This is a genomic window from Bradyrhizobium arachidis (assembly GCF_024758505.1).
GTDB classification, from domain to species: Bacteria; Pseudomonadota; Alphaproteobacteria; order Rhizobiales; family Xanthobacteraceae; genus Bradyrhizobium; species Bradyrhizobium manausense_C.
In genome coordinates, this window is record NZ_CP077970.1 from 3011983 (window position 1) to 3030175 (window position 18193).

Here is an 18193-nt window from a genome sequence, read left to right on the forward strand (position 1 = left end):
GCTGGAGGGAGGGGGCATTGGAAGGGAAGGCCATCTCGCGGATGTTCGCCGCGCTGAGCGCCACGAACGAAGCCATCCTGCGCGCTCGGTCTGAGGACGAACTCCATCAGCGCGTATGCGATGCCGCGGTTCTCGGCGGCAAGTTGCTCGGCGCGGCGACGTTCGTCGCGAAGAGTGACGGCCTGTTGCATTGCGTCGCGCTCGCAGGCGCGGATTTCCTGGCTCATTTTCCCAAGGCGGTCGATCCTGCCCAGGCGCAGCAAGGACTTTGCGTCATTGCCTTCCGGACGGGCCGCACGATTGCGACCAACGACTACATGAACGACCGCCGGATGCGGCTCTATCGCGACGCCGCTTTCCGGCTCGGAGTACGGTCGGCTGTCGCGATTCCCATCAGGCGGGCAGGCCAGGTCTGCGGCGCCCTGTGTTTCTTCCTCCGCCAGACCGGCGGGCTCTCTCGTCACGTCGTAGGCGTGCTGGAACGGATGGCCGAGAATGTTTCGTTCGGCCTGGACCGCTTTGGGCAGGTCGAGCAGAGCGAGCAACTCGCCAAGCAGAACAGGCGGCTGTTCTCCGCGATGAACAACATCGTCTCTCAGGGGGTGGCGCTGCTGGACGAGCGCGGGCGCCTGGTGATGTACAACGAGCGTTGCAGGCAGATCTTTGGTCTGCCACCCGAACTGACGACGCCGGGGACGTCGCTGCGTCGCATTGCCGAATTCATCAAGGCGGAAGGCTCCACTCTTGACGAACCGGCCGGCTATCTCCAGGCCGCACGCGAGCAGATTGCCGTGAAGGGCCGCTACGAATGCGTCGTCCGGATGACTGACGGTCGCTCGATTCGCGTCCTCAGCGAGCAACTCAGGGATGGTGGCTACATCTCGCTTCACGAGGACATCACCGAAAGCCTGCGTCAACAAGCGTCATTCAGGCTGTTGTTCGACAACAATCCCGTCCCCATGGGGGTGTTCGAATACGGCACGTGGAAGTTCATTGCGGTGAACGACGCGGCTGTCGACCTATATGGTTACACAAGAGAGGAGTTTCTCGAACGGGCCGTCACGGACTTCGCTGTGGTTGCCGACCCCGATGCCTATCTCAAGATGCTCGAGGCACTGCCCTTGGCTGAACGGGATGGGGTGATCGTCAAGCATCGACGAGCGGACGGCCGGGTGCTCAACGTCAAGATCTTTTCCCACGCACTAACTTACGACGGCCGGCCTGCACGTCTTGCGGCCTCCATCGACGTTACGGACCAATTGCGTGCAGAACGAGAGATCCGACGTGCGAGAGGTTTTCTCGATGCCGTTATCGAAAATATTCCGATGCCGGTCGTCGTCAAGGCACCAAAGCAGGCAGACGCCCAGGTAGGTGACTGGGCCTATACTCTGCTGAACGGTGCAGCCGAGAAACTCTTCGGCGTTACGCGGGAGAAGTGGATCGGCAGGACGCCGGCAGAGGTGCAGAGCGCAGCGAGCGTGAGCATCATAAGCAAGCTGGATCAAGAGGCCCTGACGTCTGGTGCTGCGGTTACGTCAGAAGTTTCGAGCGCCAAGCTGAGGGGATCGATGCGAACGGTGAAGTCCTATAGCACGGCTATCCGGGACGATCGCGGACGTGCCGAATACCTCGTGGCCGTGTTCGAGGACGTCACCGAGCAGCGGCGGGCTTCCGAGCGCATCGCCTACTTCGCCCATCACGACAGTCTGACCGGCCTGCCGAACCGTGTGGCCTTCGACGAATTCTTCCCGCGTGCCCTCGACGCCTCAAATGGCTGCGGGGGCGAGCTGGTCGTGATGTGTCTCGATCTGGACGGCTTCAAGGATATCAATGATCAATATGGTCATGCCGCCGGCGACGAAGTCCTCAGAGGGATAACCGGGCGCCTGCGTGCTGCCGCCGAGGAAGGCGCATTCCTGGCGCGCGTCGGCGGGGACGAGTTCGTTCTCCTCTGGCAGAACGTCGGAGGCGCGGGGAAGGCGGGTGAACTGGCGCAGCGGCTGATTGCAGCCTCCAAGACCGAGTTTGACGTTGAAGGCATGAAACTTCGGGTCGGCCTCAGTATTGGAATTGCCGTCTCTCCGATGCACGGAGCGGACTGCAAGACGCTCCTCGCCAACGCGGATATTGCCCTCTACCAGGCAAAGAATGAGCAGCGCGGGACCATCCGACACTTCAGTAAGGCGATGGACAGCCAGGTGCGAGAGGAACGGGCGCTGAGAGCGGACCTGCAGCGCGCGCTGGAGAAGGGCGAACTCCACCTGCATTATCAGCCTCAGGTCGACATGGACCGCGAGGTCATCGGATATGAAGCGTTGCTGCGCTGGCGTTCGGCCGCGCGCGGGGACGTTTCGCCCATGACCTTCGTCCCGCTGGCGGAAGAGACCGGGCTCATTGTTCCGATCGGCGAATGGGTATTGCGAGAAGCATGTGGTGAGGCCGCCTCATGGTCTGGAAGAACCAAGGTGGCGGTCAACATTTCTCCACGGCAGATCAAGGGCGGCGATCTTCCGGGGCTGGTGCAGCGCGTCTTGGTGGACAGCGGCCTGCCCGCATCCCGCCTCGAACTCGAGATCACCGAAAGCGTGTTCATCGATGATTTCACGCGCGCATTGTCGACCTTGATGAGGTTGAAGGCGCTTGGGGTCGACATTGCATTGGACGATTTCGGTACGGGATACTCCTCGCTGTCCTACCTTCACGCCTTCCCCTTCGACCGGATCAAGGTCGATCGCTCCTTCGTCGCGGATCTCGGAACCAATGAGCGGTCCGATGCGATCATGCGCGCCATCGTCACCATGGCCAAAAGCCTCGGGATCCCGGTCCTGGCCGAGGGAGTGGAGACTGAGCAGCAGTGGTCATGGCTGTCCGAGCTGGGATGCGACGCGGTGCAGGGTTATCTGATCGGACGCCCGCAACCTCCGCATGCCATTTCACGCGGCGTCACGCGAGTGCAGGCGCAGAACTGAAGGGTCCGAGCAGTGCTCGGAATGAGCGGCGGTGGGCGCTGCGGCTCCACAGCGTGAGCTGAATCGGCGGGGCCGCCGACAATTCAGAGAGCGCTCCGCGCAGCGGCAATGACTTCTGTTGTCTCAACGCTTCTCGCCGATCGCCCGGTCTCGTTCGAATCAGCGACTTGCGGTCAGTTGCTGGCGATATCGCTCGGCATCCCAACTCACCAGCGCGTGCTCATTTTCATGGGTGAGATAGCGGACCTGCGCTGTGCGAGGCAGACGGCAGGTCACCAGGGTAAGACAGCTCAGCATCGCCTCGGCGCCGTCGCTTGCATCCTTGCGAACGACGCAACCGAGGCCTGGAATGAGCAGCGCGGCCGGATGCGGCAGCCCATCCGCCCGCACTTGCGATGCCGGGGCGCGAAGATCCTCGCCTTGTTCCAGGACGGGTAAGCCCGGACCGAGGAAGACCACATGGTCCGGATAGAGCGAGCCGCTGATCGCAATTGCGCGGCTGTAAGGGTCGATAGCGACGCTGTGGCATTGCGGGTCCTTTGGCAGGCGATACGCCGTGCCCGCGCAGATCGAGCGGAGCGCCTCCTCGTCGGCGGGGATGGCACTGCGCGGCGTGAGCGCCAAGCGCCTCTCGACCTCGTCCACCAGCGCCTCTGCCGCGGCGCAGGTCGCGGCGCCGACCACCAGCCCGTGATTGCCGAGGACCAGCACATCTACCTTGTCCTTCGCCAGTGTGTCGTTCACGACCTTGGCCAGCGGCAGCCCCGGATGGTGATAGTCGATCCAGCGCCAGGCTAATCCCTCCAGTCGCTTCGCAAATTCCTCCCGCGCATCGGTCCGCACCGCCCATGCTATCGTGTTGACCGAATGCACGTGCAGCACGACCATGTGCGGCATCAGCGCGTGCAGCGAGGTCTCGATCGAGGCGCGCAAGGCCGTGCCGGCGTTGGGGGCGAGGGGTACCCGTTCGTCGCCTTGCGCGAGCGCCGCGCGTGCCGCGCCGAGCGGTACCGGCACGAAGATGTCCTTGTGCTCGGCATCCGCAAGCCAGGTGCCGGAGGCCTTTACCCACAGCAGGTCATCCTGCTTGATAGAGGAGTTGCCACCCGCGCCCTGGACCAGAAGGATGTTGCGGCCGACGCGCGCCGACATGCGGCGAAGCTCGTGGAGCAGGGCAGGTTGCTGTTGCATCGCGCGCCTCTCACCAGGCCAGATGGTCCATCGTCCAGTGCGGCATCGGTACATCCGCGCCGGGCGACTTTCGTACCGATTCACCCGGGCCGGTCCGTGTCTGATCCCGGTGCACGCCGGACCTGAGCAAAAGTGTCAGCATGCCCGAGCGGCGGGCGCCGGCAATGTCATGGTCGAGGCTGTCGCCGATCATCAGCACGCGCGCCGGGTCCGGCTGTCCCAGCCGTTCGAGTGCCGCTGCAAAGATCGGCGCGTGCGGCTTGCCGACATAGGCCACACGACCGCCCAGCGTCTCGTAGAAGCGGGCCAACGCACCGGGCGCAGGGATCAATCCGGAGGCGCCGAACATCGCGAGGTCGGGATTTGCGCACAGCATCGGCAGTCCGCGCGCCGAGGCGTCCGTCAGGCGGGCGCGCCAGTGGTCTGGCTCTGCGACCGCATCGTCGAGACCCGCGAGGAGGATGAAGTCGGCCGTCCCGACATCGGTCACGACAGCGAGGTCGAGCCCGTCGACGATCGCATGGTCGCCGCCGCGTGCGATCAGCAGGCAGGTGTGGCCGAGCGCGGCAAACGGCTTCTGCGCGCGCGCTTTCAGGCCACGCCAGGTGACCTCACCCGAGGTCAGGATGCCGTCATAGGCCTGCGGCGGAAGGCCGAGCGCGGTAAGCCGCGCCGCATTGCTGCTGGCGCGCTTGCCGGAGTTCGACAGCACAATGACGCGCTTGCCGGCCTGGCGCAGCCGCGCGACGCAGTCGCGCGCCAGCGGAAAGATCGCCTGTCCCTCGTGCAGCGTGCCCCATTGATCGAGCAGCACATGATCGAAGCCGCCGGCGATCGCGCCGAGACCTTCGATGTCGATTGTCTCGACCGTCATGGCGGACCGCCTCGCAAGGCCAATAGCGCCGCGCCGTAGCTTGCCTCCGTCTCTTCGGCGACGGTCACGGAAACGCCGAGCGCACGCCGCCTGATCTCGGTCCAGGCCGCGTTCTTCGCGCCGCCACCGATACTGACGACGCGCCGCAACTTGGGCGCCCCGAGCTGGGCGAGGCGCTGATAGGCGAGCGCTTCGACCCCCGCGATGCCTTCGAGGAGGCCCTGGAAGAAGCGATGGTCCTCCGCCGGACGTGGCGTGATCCTCGCCGGCAATGCCGGATCGGCAATCGGAAAGCGCTCGCCGGGCTTGGGCAGGGGATAGTAATCGAGCCCGGTCGGTGTCTGCGGCTTGAGTTGCGGCGTCAGCCGTTCCATCTCGGCGGCCGTGAAATGGGCGAGCAGGGCTCCGCCGCCGGAATTGGAAGCGCCGCCCGCGAGCCAACGCTCGCCGAGCCGGTGCGAATAGACGCCCTGGTCGGCGGCGAAGATCGGCGCTGTCGCGAGCAGCTTCACGACCAGCGTGGTCCCGAGCGAGGTGACGGCATCGCCGGGCGTATCGGCGCGCGTCGCGATGAAGGCGGCGACACCGTCGGTGGTGCCGGCCGCGATGCGCGCTGCCGGCGACAGGCCGAGCGTGGATGCGATCTCGGGAGCGATATCCGCAAAGGGTGTTCCCGGCACCAGCACCGTCGGCAGCAGCTCGCGGGACACGCCGAGCTCGTCGAGCCAGGCCGGCCAGGTGCGTGTCACCGGGTCGTAGCCGAGCTTCAAGACGTTGTTCTCGTCGCTGATGCCGTGATGTCCGGCCAGCCGGCCGGCGATCCAGTCGGCCTGATGCACGGCAAAGCGCGCTTGGCTGGCCTCGCCGCGACCGGACAGATACAGCAGCTTCGCCAACGCGCTGCTCGCACCGTGCGCGCCGCTGTCCGCCGGCGCCACCGCCGCAATGCGGGCAGCCTCGGTCGCCGCGCGCGCGTCATTGTACATCAGCCCCGGCGTGCAGGGCCGGCCCGCGGCATCAATCATCAGCAGGGTGCCGGACGTGCCGTCGACGCAGACGCGCTCGACCGCCTCCAGATCGAGGCCGTGGCCGAGCTTGCGGACCGCATCCGCCGTCGCATCCCACCAGAGTTCCGGATCCTGATCGATGGCGTTGCCGTCTTGCCGGGGCGGGGGAAGGGGCGCCGATTCCATTCCGAGCATGCTGCCGCGCGCATCGACGGCGCAGGCGCGAACGCCGCCGGTTCCAACGTCGATACCGAGGAACACGCCTGCCAATTCGACCTCCACAGCGTCATGGCGACTGCACTGACCTAACAGGACCAGAGGAACACAGTCGCCGCTCGATTGCAGCGCAGCACGTTTGGGGGATTGACGTTCCAACCCGCCTCTGCAATTTTTTGCAAGACGTGAAGAAAATTGCAAGCGGGCTTTTCCGACGTGGCGACATCCTCCGACAGGCTGCCGATGGTTGATGGTGAGGCCTCGCTCGCAACGCGGGCGGCGTGGCTTTATTTCGCCGCCGGGCTGACCCAGTCCGAGGTCGCCGACCGCCTCAACATCCAGAGCACCAAGGCGCATCGGCTGATCGCGCGCGCGAGCCGCGAGGGCATGATCCGCGTCTTCGTCGAAGGGCCGGTGGCCGAATGCGTCGCGCTGGAGAACACGTTGATCCAGCGCTACGGCCTCGCTTTCTGCCGCGTCGCACCCGATCTCGGCGAGGGCGACCTGCCGCTAAAGGCCCTCGCGCTCGAGGGCGCGAGCTTCCTGCGGCAGATCCTTGAACGCGGCGAGCACAAGATCATCGGCGTCGGTCACGGCCGCACGCTCGCGGCCGTGGTCGAGCAGTTGCCGCAGACGCCGGCGCGCGAGGCGCAATTCGTCTCGCTGCTCGGCGGACTGACGCGGAAATTCGCCGCCAATCCGTTCGACGTCATTCATCGGCTGGCGGAGCGTACCGGCGCCGAGGCTTATCTCCTGCCGGTGCCGGTGTTTGCCAACTCGGTCGCCGACCGCGCCGTGCTGATGCAGCAATACGGCATCGCGGACGTGTTTGCGCTCGCGCGCAAGGCCTCGCTCCTGTTCGTCGGCATCGGGCAGATCCATGCCGAGGGGTTTTTGGTCTCGAGCGGCATGATCAGGCCGGACGAGGTCGTGGAATTGAAGCGTGCCGGCGCCTGCGCCGACCTGCTCGGACATTTTTTCAATGCCGACGGTGAACTGCTCGACATCGACCTGTCTGCGCGCGCCACCTCAATGGAGGCGGCAGACCTCAGAAAACATCGCATCGTCGCCATCGGCGGCGGGCTGGCCAAGGTGACGGCGCTGCGCGCAGTGCTGCGCAGCCGTCTCCTGCACGGCCTCATCATCGACGAGGCGACCGCTCAGGCCCTCGCAACGGACAAGCCGGAGGCAACATCCGGCAAAGACAAGAATACCAAGACCAAGAACACGGGTCGGAAGGGAAAGTAAACGCGCATAACGGGAGGTAACTCATGTACGATCGCGAGAAGAATCTGTTCGACTCCTACGCCGCCAAACGCATCAGTCGGCGTGATCTACTGGACGGCGCCGCCAAGCTCGGCATCGCCGGCGTCGCCGCCAACTCCGCCTATGTCTCCGCGATGTCGCGGGCCATGGCGGCGGACTTCAACTGGAAGGCCTATAGCGGCAAGACCGTCAAGCTGCTCTTGAACAAGCATCCTTACGTCGATGCGATGATCGGCGATATCGAGGCCTTCAAGACGCTCACCGGGATGAACGTCGCCTACGATATCTTCCCCGAGGACGTCTATTTCGACAAGGTCACGGCGGCGCTGTCCTCGAAATCGGACCAGTACGACGCCTTCATGACCGGCGCCTACATGACTTGGACCTATGGTCCGGCCGGCTGGATCGAGGATCTCAACACCTACATCAAGGATCCCGCCAAGACCAATCCGGCCTTTGCCTGGGACGACGTGCTGCCCGGCCTTCGTTCCTCGACGGCGTGGGACGGCGTTGCCGGCTCCGAGCTCGGCTCGGGCAAAGCCAAGCAATGGTGCATCCCGTGGGGCTATGAGCTCAACAACATCGCCTACAATCGCAACATCTTCGACAAGGTCGGCGTCAAGCCGCCGAAGAATCTCGACGAGATGCTCGATGTTGCCGCGAAGATCACCAAGGACGCCGGCGGGCCTTACGGCGTCGGCGTTCGCGGCTCGCGCTCCTGGGCCACGATCCATCCAGGCTTCCTCTCGGCCTACGCGAATTTCGGCCAGAAGGATTTTGTGATGGAAGGCGGCAAGCTGAAGGCCGCCATGAACACCAAGGCCTCGAAGGACTTCCACGAGAAATGGGTCAAGATGATCCAGACCTCGGGCCCGAAGAACTGGTCGACCTACACCTGGTACCAGGTCGGCACGGACCTTGGCGCCGGCGCCTCCGGCATGATCTTCGACGCCGATATTCTCGGCTACTTCATGAACGGCGGCGAGAACAAGGAGAGGGGAAACCTCGGCTACGCGCCGTTTGCGGCGAATCCGGCCGCCAAGGCGCCGACGCCGAACGTCTGGATCTGGTCGCTCGCAATGTCGAGCTTCTCCAAGCAGAAGGATGCGGCCTGGCTATTCATGCAATGGGCGGCGTCGACCGAGCACGATTTGTTCGGGGCCCGCAAGATGGACTTCGTCAATCCGGTCCGCGCCTCGGTGTGGAAGGACTCAGAGTTCCGCGACCGCATCGCAAAGTCCTATCCTGGTTATCTCGAGCAGCACGATGTCTCGGCTCCCGGCGCAAAAATCTACTTCACGGCCCAGCCCTTGTTCTTCGACCTGACCACGGAATGGGCCGCCTCCCTGCAGAAGATGGTAGCCAAGGAGGTCAGCGTCGACGAGGGGCTCGACAAGCTCGCCGACAGCATCAACCGTCAGCTCAAGCAGGCAGGCCTTGGGTGATAGGTCTTGGGTGATTTGTGGTTGAACTGCCTTGCGTGGCGCCGATTCCTCCGCGCCACGCCAACCCGCCGGTTCGGAACGCCTACCCGATCCGGGCCGGCGGTGTTGAAGCCAACGCGTGATCCCGTATCATCATGAGCATGGTCCAGCTGTCCCAGACAAATGTGCTTCCGCGCCGCACCACGAGGCTGCGCGGGCGCATGCTGCCTTACCTGCTGAGCCTGCCGGCTCTGCTCGTCTGCATTGCCATCCTCGTCCCCTTCGTGACCGCGGCGGTCTATTCGCTCCAGCGCTACCGGCTGAACCTGCCGTATTTGCGCGGCTTCATCGGGGTCGATAATTACATCGACTTCCTCTCCGACCCCGCCTTCTGGAATACGCTTCGCATCTCGCTCACCTATACCGCGCTGACGGTGGTTCTCGAACTGCTGCTCGGCCTCGGCATCGCCTTGCTGCTGCGGCGACCCACCCGCTTTCACAATGCCGTGTCGATCGCTCTGCTACTGCCGCTGATGACCGCACCTGCGATCGCCGCGCTGATGTGGAAGCTCATGACCAACCCGAGCTTCGGCATCCTGTCCTATCTCGTGAGCCTGGTCGGCGTGCATGACTTCAAATGGGCATCCGATCCGTCGAGCGCGCTGTTCACGGTGGTGCTGGTCGACATGTGGGTCTACACGCCCTTCATCATGATCCTGCTCCTCGCAGGCCTGCGCTCGCTGCCGCGGCAGCCGTTCGAGGCGGCGGCACTCGATGGCGTGCCGGCAAGCTTCGTGTTCTTCCGCATCACGCTGCCGATGCTTGCGCCCTACATCATTACGGCCTCGCTGTTCCGGCTGCTGGATTCAATCCAGCAGTTCGACATCATCTACGCGATGACGCAGGGCGGCCCGGGTGACCGGCTGATGGTGTTCCAGGTCCAGGCCTATCTCGAATTTTTCCAGTACACCAATGTCGGCCGTTCGGCGGCGTTGCTGATGATCCTGTGGCTGATCACCAATATCCTGTCGAACATCTTCATCAAGAACTGGCTGCGGCTGCGGGCGCGCGCCCACGGCCACGCCTGAGGGAGGAGAGATGGAGATGGATCACTCCAGTCTCGCAGGGCGCATCTTCCGCGGTGTCGCGCTAGCGCTCGTGCTCGTCTTCTTCATGTTTCCGATCGTCTGGATCTTCCTGATGTCGTTCCAGACCAACGAGCAGATTTTGCGGATCCCGCCGCACATCCTGTTCGAGCCGACGCTCGCCAACTACCAGGCCCTGATCTCGGGGCAGCTCCGCACCACGGCCGGCAATCTTGAGATTTCCTTCATACGCAACCTCATGAACAGCTTTGCGCTGTCGAGCGCGGCCGTGGTCCTCGCCTTGCTGCTCGGTGTGCCCGCGGCCTACGCCTTTGCGCGGTTCAAGTTCCGGCTCGGCGAGACCATCGCATTCACGCTGCTCTCGTTCCGTTTCGCCCCGCCGCTGCTGGTACTGCTGCCGCTGTCGCTCTACTACCAGCAGCTCGGTCTCAACGACACCTATTTCGGCATCGTCTGGGTCTATCAGCTCATTGCGCTGCCGCTGATCCTGTGGATCGTGCGCGGCTATTTCGAGGACATCAGCCCCGACATCGAGCATGCCTACCGGCTTGCGGGGCATTCCTGGCGCGAGGCATTCACGCGCATCGCCGTGCCGCTCGCCGGCCCCGGCATCGCGGCGGCCGGTCTGCTCTCCTTCATCTTCTGCTGGAACAATTTTGTGTTCGCGCTGATCCTGGCCTCGGCCGACAAGCAGCCGGTCACCGTGGGCGCGCTGGCCTTCGTCACGGCGTCCGGCATCCAGTACGGCCAGATCGCGGCCGCGATCGTGCTCTCGGTCACGCCGACCCTGCTGCTCGCGCTCTATGCGCAGCGCTATCTGGTCGAAGGTCTGTCGCTCGGTGCGGTGAAAGGCTGACGGCATGGCGCGTCTTGAACTCAACGCCGTCGGCAAGTCATTCGGTCCGGTGCGTTGCGCCGAGGATCTGTCGCTGGCGGTCGAGCCCGGCGAGATCGTGGCGGTGTTCGGGCCGTCCGGCAGCGGCAAGACCGTGCTCCTGCGCATGATCGCGGGCATGTTCGAGCCCGACGAGGGAGACATTCTGGTCGGCGGCCAATCGATCGTGGGCGCTCCGCCGGAACGGCGCGGGATCGGCATGGCCTTCCAGAACTTTGCGCTGTTTCCGCATATGAGCGCGCAGGACAACATCGCGAGCGGCCTGCGCGCCAAGGCTGCTGCGGGCGAGGTGGTCTCGCGGGTCAAGTCGATCAGCCGGCTCCTGAAGATCGAGCACGTGCTCGGTCACATGCCCCGCGAATTGTCGAACGGGCAGAAGCAGCGCACCGCGCTCGCGCGTGCGCTGATCGGCAATCCGGAGGTGCTGCTGCTCGACGATCCCTTGCGCAACGTCGATGCCAAGCTTCGCTACGAGATGCGGCTGGAATTGCCCAGCCTGTTGCGGCGGAGCTCGGCTGCGGTGCTCTATGTCACCCAGGACTACCGCGAGGCGATGGCGATCGCCGACAGGATCGCGGTCCTGATCGACGGCCGTCTGGTGCAGATCGCGCGCCCCGAGGAGATCTATGCAAGGCCGGCATCGGTTGCCGTCGCACGCCTGTTCGGCGATCCCAGCATCAATCTCGCCGAGGTCGAGCCGGTCGCCGCGCAAGGATCTCTCAGTGCGCAGATTGCGGGGACGCCCGTTCGCCTCGATGCCGCCGATCGCCAGGTTGCGGATCATGGTCCGTGCTGGCTTGGCGTTCGTCCGGACGATCTCGTGATCAGCCGCCAGGCCGGCGACAACGCGATCCCTGCGCGCGTTGTCGCGATCACGCCGATGCATGAAAAGGCCGTGCTGCTCCTGCGATTCTCGGATGGGTCCGAATGGCTGGCGGCGTTGCCGCAGAACTCGCCGATGGCGAGCGCGGAGGACGGCGTTTTCGTTCGCTTCGCGCCGGAAGCCGCACTCCTCTTCGACCGCGCGACGGGCCTGCGCGTCGGCCTGCCGCATCGGCGGCAGGCGGCCTGAAACGAGGGGGATGACTTTAGGCATGCTCGAGATCAGGAATGTGGACAAGGTCTACCAGAGCCGCGGCAAGCCGCCGGTCCATGCGGTGCGCGCGCTCGACATGGAGGTCGGGAAGGGCGAGATCGTCGCGCTGTTGGGCTCGTCCGGCTGCGGCAAGACCTCGACCCTGCGGATGATCGCGGGCTTCGAGAGCGTCACCTCGGGGGCAATTACCCTGGGGCAGCGGCGGATCGACGAGTTGCCGCCGGCGCGGCGCAAGGTGGCGATGGCTTTCGAAGGCTATTCGCTCTACCCGCCGCTCACCGTTCGCGAGAACATCGCTTTTGCCTTGAAGGCGCAGCAGCTCTCCCATGGCGAGGTCTCGCGCCGGGTCGATGCGATCGCGCGCCTGGTCGAGATCGAGGACATTCTCGACAGCTATCCGCGCTCGATCTCCGGCGGGCAGCAGCAGCGCGTTTCGCTGGCGCGGGCCCTGGTGCGCGACGCCGATCTCTATCTGCTCGACGAGCCGATGGGTCAGCTCGAGCCGCAGCTTCGCGCGGTGCTGCGCGGGCGGATCAAGGGACTGCTCGCCGAGCGCGGGATGACGGCGATCTTCGTCACTCACGACCAGACCGAGGCGAGCGCGCTCGCCGATCGCATCGCGGTCATGGAAGACGGTGTGCTTCAGCAATTCGCGAGCGAAAGGGAATTGAAGGAGCATCCCGCCAATCTGTTCGTCGCGAGCTTCATCGGCGAGCCGCCGATGAACCTGCTCGAGACCGAGGTCATCAGCGCCGACGGCGGCCTCCGCCTGTCGGTCGGCCCGGAGGTGACGTTCCAGATCGAGGGGCGAACGCTGGGCCAGGCCGCGCGGCAGATGCTCGAGCAGACCGCGCGCATCCGCGTCGGCATCCGGCCACAGAAGATTACCGTCGGCAGCGGCGGCGTGCGCGTGCGTGTCGTCTCGAACCAGTGGCTGGGAGACCAGTCGCATGTCGCGGGCGAATATGATGGTCGTCTCCTCATCGCGGTGACGCCGAACAAGATCGCAGCGCGGCCGGGGGATATCATTCCCTTTGCGCTCGAGGCGCGGCATCTCCATTTGTTTGGCGCCGACGGCACCTGCGTCAGCCACGCGGAGGCGGCCTGATCATGCGCACCTCACCGAGCCGCGACGTCATTATCGGCATTGATGCAGGTACCTCCCTGATCAAGACGGTCGCGTTCACCCGCGACGGCCGCCAGCTCGGCGAGTTCTCGCTGCCCAACAGCTACACGACGTCAGCCGGCGGCCATGTCGAGCAAGACATGGCGCGGACCTGGAACGACACGGTCGCCGCGCTGCGCGGCCTGGTGGCTGCTAGCCCTGACCTTGTGTCACGGCTCGCGGCCATCGCAGTGACCGGGCAGGGCGACGGCACCTGGCTGATCGACGACGACGGCCGTCCCGTCGCGCCGGCGCTGCTCTGGCTCGACTCGCGCGCCGCAGGCCTCGTCGAGGACGTTCGCGGCAGCGAGCGCAACGCAGCGCTCTACCGGCGGACCGGCTCGGGCCTCAATGCCTGCCAGCAGGGGCCCCAACTGGCCTGGCTGCAGGCACACGCGCCGGAAAGCCTGTCGCGCGCCCGCACCGCCTTCCACTGCAAGGACTGGCTCTACTTCCTGCTCACCGGCCAGCGTGCGACCGATCCGTCGGAGGCCACCTTCTCCTGCGGCGATTTCCGCAAGCGCCGGTTCGATGTGGAAACCGCGCGCCTGATCGGCATCGTCGATTGTGCACGCCTGTTTCCCGACGTCGTCGACGGCGTTACGACCACGCATCCGCTCGATGCCGGCGCGGCGCTGGAGACGGGCCTGCCGCAGGGCGTTCCGGTTTCGCTTGGCTATGTCGATGTGATCTGCAACGCTCTGGGCGCGGGCCTCTACGATCCCGCGCCGGACGTCGGCTGCACCATCATCGGCTCGACCGGCATGCATATGCGGCTCGCGTCAAACGCCGATGCTGTGATCCTCAATGCCGAGGCGACCGGCTACACCATGCCGTTTCCGGTCCCCGGCCACTATGCCCAAATGCAATCCAACATGGCGGCGACGCTGAACATCGACTGGCTCCTGGATCTCGCGCGCGACCTGCTCGCCGCCGAGGGCGTTGCGCGTTCGCGCGCCGACCTGATCAAGAGGCTTGATGCGCGGGTGCTCGAGGCGCGGCCCGGCGAGCTCCTGTTCCATCCCTTCATCTCCGATGCCGGCGAGCGCGGCCCGTTCGTCGCGCACGAGGCCTGTGCGCAATTTCTGGGCCTGCGCACCCGCCACGGTTATTGGGACCTGATGCGGGCCGTGATGGAGGGCCTCGCCTTTGCCGCGCGCGATTGCTATGCCGCCATGGGAACGTTGCCGCGCGACGTGCGCATCACCGGGGGCGCCGCGCGCAGTCGGGCGCTGGGCGCGATCCTTGGCGCCGCGCTCGAATGCAATGTTCGCGTCTGCAGCCGCGGCGAGGCGGGCGCTGCGGGCGCCGCGATGATCGCGGCAGTGGCGACCGGCCTCTATCCCGACATGACGGCCTGCACGGAGGAGTGGGTGAGACCGTATCTTAACGCGCCGCAGACACCCGATGTGGCGCTCGCTGCGCATTATGCGCGGATGTTCCCGGCTTACCTGGACGCCAGGCTTGCGGCGCGGCCGGTCTGGAAGCAGCTTGCGGCCGTGCGTGCGGGAGCCGGTCATGTCTAAAGCCATCGCTATCGTCGGTGACCGTTTCATGCTGCCGAGCGTCTTTGCCGAACGGATCACGACGGCCTGCGGCAACGGGGTCGACATCCGTATCCTGGAGCAGCCTTGGCCCGACGAGCCGATGGAGCACGGTTATGCGGGCTCGAAGCTCGACGGATTGAAGGAGTTCATGGGCGACCCCGACGATGTCGTGGACTTCATCGGGGACGCTTCGCTCCTTGTCACGCATCTCGCGCCGATCTCGCGATCGATGCTGCAGCGTCTGCCGAACCTCAAATTCATCGCGGTGTCGCGCGGCGGCCCGGTCAACATCGACATGCAGGCCGCGCGCGATCACGACGTGCTCGTGGTCAACACGCCCGGTCGCAACGCCAGCGCGGTGGCCGAGTTCACCATCGGCGCCATTCTCGCCGAGACGCGCCTGATCCGCAGCGGACATGAATCCCTGCGCGCCGGCGAATGGCGCGGCGATCTCTATCGCGCCGACCGCACCGGGCGCGAGCTCGGCGAGATGACGGTCGGCATCGTCGGCTATGGTGCCATCGGCACCCGTGTCGTGAAGTTGCTCAAGGCATTCGGCTGCAGGATCCTGGTGACCGATCCTTACGTCCAGCTCAGTGCACAGGATCGCAACGACGGCGTCGAGCATGTCGGCTTGAGCGAGCTTCTTTCGCGCGCCGACGTGATCAGCCTGCATGCGCGCGTGACCGCCGAGACCACCGGCTTCATCGATCGCGCGGCGCTCGCCAAGGTCAAGCCGGGCGCCGTCTTCATCAATACCGCGCGCGGGCCCTTGGTCGACTACAAGGCGCTCTACGAGGCGCTGTCGGCCGGCCGGCTCGCCGGCGCGATGCTCGACACCTTTGCGGTGGAACCGGTGCCGCCCGATTGGCCGCTGCTGCAACTGCCCAACGTCACCCTGACGCCGCACATTGCGGGGGCCTCGTTGCGCACCGTCACCATTGCCGCCGACCAGGCGGCCGAGGAGGTTCGCCGCTATCTTGCCGGCGAGCCGCCGCTCAATCCGTGCTGAAGACGAAAGGTATTTTGCCATGACTCGCGAGGAGCGACAGTTGCGCGAGGCGATCATCGCCAAATGTCGGTGGATGAACGCATCGGGGCTCAATCAGGGGACGTCGGGCAACATCTCCGCCCGCTACAAGGATCGGATGCTGATCACGCCGTCGGCGACGCCCTATGACGCGATGAAACCGGAGATGATAGCCGCGATGCCGCTCGAAGGCGAGCACGGCTCCTGGGAGGGGCCGCTGCAGCCCTCCACCGAATGGCGCTTTCATCTCGACATCATGCGGGGCCGGCTGGATGTCGGCAGCGTCGTTCACACCCATTCGACCTTCGCCACCGTGCTCGCGATCGCGCGCAAGCCGATCCCGGCCTGTCACTACATGATGGCGGCGTTCGGCGGCCATGACATCCGCTGCGCCGGCTATGCGCGTTACGGCACGGCCGAGTTGTCGGAGCTCGCGCTCGAAGCACTCGAGGGCCGCAATGGCTGCCTGCTCGCCAATCACGGCATGATCGCCGTCGGCGCCAATCTCGACAAGGCGATGTGGCTGGCGGTCGAGCTCGAGACCATCGCGCGGCAATATTATCTCTCGCTTTCCTTGGGATCGCCGCACATTCTCAGCGAAGCGGAGATCGCCGACACTGCGAAGGGTTTCTCGACCTATGGTCTCCAGCAGCCCAAATCCAAAGCTCCTTCGAAATCCAAGGCTGCTTCGAAGGCGAAGCCGGGCAGGGCACGCGCACCTGCAAAGGCGGCAGCGCGACGACGGATCGAGAAGAAGCGCAGCAGGATGTGATGACGGAGACTGCGCCGGTCACGGGCAGGGATCACGGGCTTGTCGACATCGCCATCATCGGCGGTGGCATCAACGGAGCCGGCATCGCGCGCGATGCGGCGGGGCGCGGCCTCAAGGTCCTGTTGTGCGAGAAGGGCGACTTTGCCGAAGGCACTTCGTCGCGCTCCGGCAAGCTCGTTCACGGCGGATTGCGCTATCTCGAATATTACGAGTTTCGCCTGGTGCGCGAGGCCCTGACCGAGCGGGAGGTCCTGCTCGCGTCCGCGCCGCACATCATCTGGCCGATGCGTTTCGTGCTGCCCCATTCGCCCGAGCAGCGGCCGGCCTGGCTGGTTCGCACCGGGCTGTTTCTCTACGATCATCTCGGCGGTCGCAAGCGGCTGCCGTCGAGCCGTGGTCTCGATCTCGCGCATGCGCCGGAGGGCGCACCACTGCGCACAGAGTTTCGCCGCGGCTTTGAATATTCGGATTGTTGGGTCGACGACGCGCGGCTCGTGATTCTCAATCTGGTTGATGCCGCGCGCAACGGCGCGATCATCCTGCCCCGCACCCGCGCTATGAACGCGCGCCGGGAAGCGGGCGCATGGCGCCTGGAGATGCAGGGACATGATGGCGGCACGCAGATCGTCCGGGCGCGGGCGCTGGTCAATGCCGCAGGTCCCTGGGTCCAGGACGTCGTCCAGGGTGTCGCCGGGTTGAATTCCTCGCACAACGTGCGGCTGGTCAAGGGAAGTCACCTGGTGGTGCCAAAATTCTGGAGCGGGGCGCAGGCCTATCTGCTCCAGAACGCGGACCGTCGCGTTATCTTCGTCAATCCTTACGAGAGGGATCTGGCGCTGATCGGCACGACGGACATTCCCTATGATGGCCGCGCGGAGGACGTCGCGATCGACGAGGGCGAGATCGCCTACCTGCTCGGCGTCCTGCGCCGCTACTTTCGCGCCCCGCCGGACGAGCGGGAGATCGTCCATGCATTTTCGGGCGTCCGGCCGCTCTACGACGACAATACCGAGAACCCGTCGGCGGTGACGCGCGACTATGTTTTCGAGGTTCACGGCGCGGAGGGCGTGCCACCGCTGCTCTCGATCTTCGGCGGCAAGATCACGACCTACCGCCGGCTCTCAGAACACGCGCTGCAACGTCTTGGGTCATGGTTTCCGAAGATGTCGCCTGGCTGGACGGCGGGACAGAAGCTGCCGGGTGGCGACATCGGTAGTGACTTCGATGCCTTCGTCGTCGAGCTGGCGCGCGAATATCCCGACCTTCCACGCAAGCTGATCCATCATTATGCGCGCCTGTATGGCACGCGGGCGCGCGAACTGCTGGGTCCGGCCCGCGTCTCGGCCGATCTCGGCCGGCATTTCGGCGGAGACTTTTACGAACGTGAGGCCGCGTTTCTGCGCGAGACGGAGTGGGCCAGGGAGCCCGCGGACTTCCTGGATCGGCGTACCAAACATGGCTTGCACCTGACGGCGGCGCAACGGGCCGCCTTTGCCTGCTTCATCTAGGCCGTCGCCGCGATAGCACGTCGCGCGGATGCGTGGCCGATGGCGCGCGGCCCCTCGCACGGGAAGCCATCGGAACCTCTTTCATCATCTCGACACATATGTCATTATAGAAATACAAATGTATAAG

The 18193-nt window shown here is 65.2% G+C and carries 14 protein-coding genes; 11 read left to right on the forward strand and 3 right to left on the reverse strand.

The window, feature by feature from the left end; genetic code table 11:
- Window positions 1-17 precede the first annotated feature (17 nt).
- Window positions 18-2969 carry an EAL domain-containing protein gene (locus tag KUF59_RS13405; RefSeq protein WP_258769554.1) on the forward strand — a complete coding sequence of 984 codons (2952 nt, stop codon included), beginning with the start codon at window positions 18-20 and terminating at the stop codon, window positions 2967-2969.
- A 159-nt stretch (window positions 2970-3128) separates the two neighbouring features.
- On the opposite strand, the gene KUF59_RS13410 is transcribed toward KUF59_RS13405, so the two are convergent.
- The 3 genes from KUF59_RS13410 to KUF59_RS13420 are packed head-to-tail and all read right to left on the reverse strand — an operon-like array spanning window position 3129 to window position 6311.
- Window positions 3129-4160, reverse strand: coding sequence for a class II aldolase/adducin family protein (locus KUF59_RS13410; RefSeq protein WP_212461631.1), 1032 nt, complete (start codon window positions 4158-4160; stop codon window positions 3129-3131).
- 10 nt (window positions 4161-4170) lie between these two features.
- Window positions 4171-5034, reverse strand: coding sequence for a TIGR01459 family HAD-type hydrolase (locus KUF59_RS13415; protein ID WP_212461632.1), 864 nt, complete (start codon window positions 5032-5034; stop codon window positions 4171-4173).
- A complete protein-coding gene (locus tag KUF59_RS13420; RefSeq protein ID WP_212461633.1) occupies window positions 5031-6311 on the reverse strand; it encodes an FGGY-family carbohydrate kinase in 1281 nt (426 codons plus the stop codon). The genes KUF59_RS13415 and KUF59_RS13420 overlap by 4 nt, the downstream gene beginning before the upstream one ends.
- Before the next feature lie 162 nt (window positions 6312-6473).
- On the opposite strand from KUF59_RS13420, the gene KUF59_RS13425 reads away from it, so the two are divergent.
- From KUF59_RS13425 to KUF59_RS13470, 10 genes are all read left to right on the forward strand, one after another.
- Window positions 6474-7505: a sugar-binding transcriptional regulator gene (locus KUF59_RS13425; protein ID WP_212461634.1), complete on the forward strand. Its 1032-nt coding sequence runs from the start codon at window positions 6474-6476 to the stop codon at window positions 7503-7505.
- 23 nt (window positions 7506-7528) lie between these two features.
- A complete protein-coding gene (locus KUF59_RS13430) occupies window positions 7529-8968 on the forward strand; it encodes an extracellular solute-binding protein (protein WP_212461635.1) in 1440 nt (479 codons plus the stop codon).
- Window positions 8969-9108: 140 nt separating this feature from the next.
- On the forward strand, window positions 9109-10035 hold the full coding sequence (locus KUF59_RS13435; protein ID WP_212461748.1) for a carbohydrate ABC transporter permease: 927 nt from the start codon (window positions 9109-9111) through the stop codon (window positions 10033-10035).
- Window positions 10036-10051: 16 nt separating this feature from the next.
- On the forward strand, window positions 10052-10909 hold the full coding sequence (locus tag KUF59_RS13440; RefSeq protein WP_212461636.1) for a carbohydrate ABC transporter permease: 858 nt from the start codon (window positions 10052-10054) through the stop codon (window positions 10907-10909).
- Between the two features lie 4 nt (window positions 10910-10913).
- A complete protein-coding gene (locus KUF59_RS13445) occupies window positions 10914-12020 on the forward strand; it encodes an ABC transporter ATP-binding protein (protein ID WP_212461637.1) in 1107 nt (368 codons plus the stop codon).
- A 22-nt stretch (window positions 12021-12042) separates the two neighbouring features.
- Window positions 12043-13152: an ABC transporter ATP-binding protein gene (locus KUF59_RS13450; protein ID WP_212461638.1), complete on the forward strand. Its 1110-nt coding sequence runs from the start codon at window positions 12043-12045 to the stop codon at window positions 13150-13152.
- Between the two features lie 2 nt (window positions 13153-13154).
- Complete coding sequence (locus KUF59_RS13455; protein ID WP_212461639.1) at window positions 13155-14735, forward strand: FGGY-family carbohydrate kinase; 1581 nt, start codon at window positions 13155-13157, stop codon at window positions 14733-14735.
- Window positions 14728-15768, forward strand: a complete 1041-nt coding sequence (locus KUF59_RS13460; protein WP_212461640.1) for a 2-hydroxyacid dehydrogenase — start codon at window positions 14728-14730, stop codon at window positions 15766-15768. Before KUF59_RS13455 ends, KUF59_RS13460 begins: the two co-directional genes overlap by 8 nt.
- Window positions 15769-15787: 19 nt before the next feature.
- Window positions 15788-16558 carry a class II aldolase/adducin family protein gene (locus tag KUF59_RS13465; protein WP_212461641.1) on the forward strand — a complete coding sequence of 257 codons (771 nt, stop codon included), beginning with the start codon at window positions 15788-15790 and terminating at the stop codon, window positions 16556-16558.
- Window positions 16558-18066, forward strand: coding sequence for a glycerol-3-phosphate dehydrogenase (locus KUF59_RS13470; protein WP_212461642.1), 1509 nt, complete (start codon window positions 16558-16560; stop codon window positions 18064-18066). The genes KUF59_RS13465 and KUF59_RS13470 overlap by 1 nt, the downstream gene beginning before the upstream one ends.
- The last annotated feature ends 127 nt before the right edge of the window (window positions 18067-18193 follow it).

Excerpts from the sequence above, each read along its gene's own strand:
- KUF59_RS13410 (WP_212461631.1), bottom strand. The coding sequence starts at position 4,160 with ATGCAACAGCAACCTGCCCTGCTCCACGAGCTTCGCCGCATGTCGGCG.
- KUF59_RS13415 (WP_212461632.1), bottom strand. The coding sequence starts at position 5,034 with ATGACGGTCGAGACAATCGACATCGAAGGTCTCGGCGCGATCGCCGGC.
- KUF59_RS13430 (WP_212461635.1), top strand. The coding sequence starts at position 7,529 with ATGTACGATCGCGAGAAGAATCTGTTCGACTCCTACGCCGCCAAACGC.
- KUF59_RS13435 (WP_212461748.1), top strand. The coding sequence starts at position 9,109 with ATGGTCCAGCTGTCCCAGACAAATGTGCTTCCGCGCCGCACCACGAGG.
- KUF59_RS13440 (WP_212461636.1), top strand. The coding sequence starts at position 10,052 with ATGGATCACTCCAGTCTCGCAGGGCGCATCTTCCGCGGTGTCGCGCTA.
- KUF59_RS13445 (WP_212461637.1), top strand. The coding sequence starts at position 10,914 with ATGGCGCGTCTTGAACTCAACGCCGTCGGCAAGTCATTCGGTCCGGTG.
- KUF59_RS13450 (WP_212461638.1), top strand. The coding sequence starts at position 12,043 with ATGCTCGAGATCAGGAATGTGGACAAGGTCTACCAGAGCCGCGGCAAG.
- KUF59_RS13455 (WP_212461639.1), top strand. The coding sequence starts at position 13,155 with ATGCGCACCTCACCGAGCCGCGACGTCATTATCGGCATTGATGCAGGT.
- KUF59_RS13460 (WP_212461640.1), top strand. The coding sequence starts at position 14,728 with ATGTCTAAAGCCATCGCTATCGTCGGTGACCGTTTCATGCTGCCGAGC.
- KUF59_RS13465 (WP_212461641.1), top strand. The coding sequence starts at position 15,788 with ATGACTCGCGAGGAGCGACAGTTGCGCGAGGCGATCATCGCCAAATGT.
- KUF59_RS13470 (WP_212461642.1), top strand. The coding sequence starts at position 16,558 with ATGACGGAGACTGCGCCGGTCACGGGCAGGGATCACGGGCTTGTCGAC.